General features: G+C 75.2%; 4 protein-coding genes. 1 reads left to right on the top strand and 3 read right to left on the bottom strand.

Annotation, left to right across the window (positions count from 1 at the left end; translation table 11 throughout):
• A partial coding sequence (locus tag AOK09_RS36440) for an aldo/keto reductase (RefSeq protein ID WP_175609392.1) occupies window positions 1-192 on the top strand: 192 nt, incomplete at its 5' end.
• Between the two features lie 22 nt (window positions 193-214).
• Here AOK09_RS36440 and AOK09_RS36435 read toward each other — a convergent pair.
• From AOK09_RS36435 to AOK09_RS36425, 3 genes are all read right to left on the bottom strand, one after another.
• Window positions 215-1,027 (bottom strand): alpha/beta fold hydrolase, encoded by an 813-nt coding sequence (locus tag AOK09_RS36435; protein ID WP_055591450.1) that lies wholly within the window; start codon window positions 1,025-1,027, stop codon window positions 215-217.
• Window positions 1,028-1,268: 241 nt separating this feature from the next.
• On the bottom strand, window positions 1,269-1,667 hold a 399-nt coding region (locus AOK09_RS36430; protein WP_265736763.1), incomplete at its 3' end, for a phosphoribosyltransferase.
• A gap of 5 nt (window positions 1,668-1,672) precedes the next feature.
• On the bottom strand, window positions 1,673-1,930 hold the full coding sequence (locus AOK09_RS36425; protein ID WP_055591449.1) for a UBP-type zinc finger domain-containing protein: 258 nt from the start codon (window positions 1,928-1,930) through the stop codon (window positions 1,673-1,675).
• Window positions 1,931-2,109: the final 179 nt, after the last annotated feature.

Here is a 2,109-nt window from a genome sequence, read left to right as displayed (position 1 = left end):
GCGCAGACCGCGCTGCGGTGGGTCGTGCAGCAGCCGGGGGTTTCCTCGGTGATCCCCGGGGCCCGTTCCGCGGAGCAGGCACGGGCCAATGCCGCAGCCGCCGGGTCGCCACCGCTGCCGGCCGCGACGCTGGACGCGATCCGGGACCTGTACGACCGGCGGATCCGCGAGCAGGTGCACGGCCGCTGGTGAGGCCGTCCGGGCCGGGGCGGTTTCAGATCCAGCCGTCCAGGGACGACACGAACCCGTCGAAGTCGTCCCGGTGGATGGTGTGGCCCGCCCCGGCCACGGTGCGTACCTCGAAGCCCCGCAGCCGCAGTTCGGCGGCGTCCCTCGGGCCGACCAGGAAGCTGGGGTCGGCGAGCTGGACCAGGGACGGCACCACGGGGCGCTCGGGGAGCAGCGAACGGCCGGCCAGGTGGGACAGACCGGCGCCGGTGGTGGGGTCCCACAGGGCGAGAGTGGCCAGCTCGATGTCGACGTCCTCCTCGTCCCAGCGCGGGTTGAGGGCGGCGATCTGCTCGCGGGCGGCCGTGCGGAACCAGGAGAACCCGGCCGGGTCCAGGCCCCGTCCCGGCGCTCGGACGGACCACGCCGGGTCGGAGTAGACGGCGCGGCGGGGACGCAGCCTGTCGACGGCCAGCGACAGGGCGAGTCCGCCGAGGGAGTGGCCCAGCGCCAGCTCGGCGTCGGGGGGCAGGGTGTCGACCAGGTCCTGGGCGAGGTGTTCCGGCCGGTAGCGGTCCTCCGGGGCGCCGTTCGGGCGTACGGGGCGGGCAGCGGGATCGGGGGCGGCATCCGGACCGGGCGCGTCGGGGGCTCCGCCGGCCGCGGGTGCGGCTGCGGTGTCCGCGTCGTCGCCGCGTGCGCTGAGTCCGTGTCCACGCAGATCCACGGCGATCACCCGGTAGCCGCGGTCGGCGAGCAGCGGGGCGAGCCTGCGCCAGGTCCGGTGGTCCGACATCATCCCGTGCACCAGCACGGCGAGCCGGTCTCCGGTGCCCCACTCACGGGTGTGCAGCTGCATGTCGCCGATCATGCCACGGGGGTGGGCTCAGTCGCCGCGCAGCAGTTCCAGCACCTCGTCGTCGGTGAGCTGCTCGAACTCCTCGTACCAACGCCCCACCGAGCCGAACGCGGCAGGCTGCTCCAGACACACCACCTGGTCGGCGTCCTGCGACAGCACCCGGACGGCCTCCGGCGAGCCCACGGGCACGGCCACCACCACCCGCGCCGGGTGGTGGTCCCGCAGCGAGCGCACCGCCGNNGTCCACGACCACGGCGGTGCGGCCGGCCAGTTCCCGGACGGGGCGGTCCTCCCGGTAGAGGGCCTCCCGGCGGCGCAGTTCCGCGCGCTCCTGGTCGACGAGCGGCGCCAGTTGCTCCGGGGTGGCGCCGAGCCATCGCAGTGCCTCGTGGTCCCAGAGCGGCGGGGCGTCGCCGGCGACCGCGCCGATGGCCAGTTCCGGCTGCCCGGGGGCGCCGATCTTGCGTGCGACCAGGGCCTCCAGCGGTGCGCCCAGGCTTTCGGCCACCTCGCGGCCCACCGGCAGCCCGCCGCGCGGCAGGCAGAACACCAGAGCGTCGGGCAGCTCACCGGCCTGCTGCCGTTCCAGGAGCTCGGCGGCCAGTGCACGGCCGGCCTCCCGCCGGTTGTGGAAGCGCATCGGGGTCATCCGAACGCGCCGTCCACGTAGCACCACCGCCAGTCCTCGCCCGGCTCCGCCGACTTGATGACCGGGTGGCCGGTGTCCTCGTAGTGCGCGGTGGCGTGTTTGCGGGGTGAGGAGTCGCAGCAGCCGATGTGGCCGCAGGACAGGCAGGCCCTCAGATGGACCCAGTCGTGCTGCCCGGCGGCCAGGCAGTCCTGGCAGCCGTCCACGGCCGCGGGCTGTGGTGAGCCCGCGTCGGCCAGATGTGCGCAGATCATGGTGGTCTCCCGCCTCGGCGACGCAAGCCAGCCTCTCACCCCAGGCCGGGTGCGGCACCTCGAACCGCCCGCCGGTCCGGTTCGGTTCGCCCTTCGGCCGGTTCGTGCGCCGGTTCGATCCGGCCGCCGGTCGGACCCGCCGGGTGGTACCGGGGGACCGGACAGGGGTGCGCCGGGCG

Origin of the sequence: Peterkaempfera griseoplana, from assembly GCF_001418575.1 — a bacterium.
GTDB classification, from domain to species: Bacteria; Actinomycetota; Actinomycetes; order Streptomycetales; family Streptomycetaceae; genus Peterkaempfera; species Peterkaempfera griseoplana.
This window is presented reverse-complemented; position numbering and strand designations above follow the sequence as displayed.

Coding starts and splice junctions, on each gene's coding strand:
- AOK09_RS36435 (WP_055591450.1), bottom strand. CDS start 1,027: ATGCAGCTGCACACCCGTGAGTGGGGCACCGGAGACCGGCTCGCCGTG.
- AOK09_RS36425 (WP_055591449.1), bottom strand. CDS start 1,930: ATGATCTGCGCACATCTGGCCGACGCGGGCTCACCACAGCCCGCGGCC.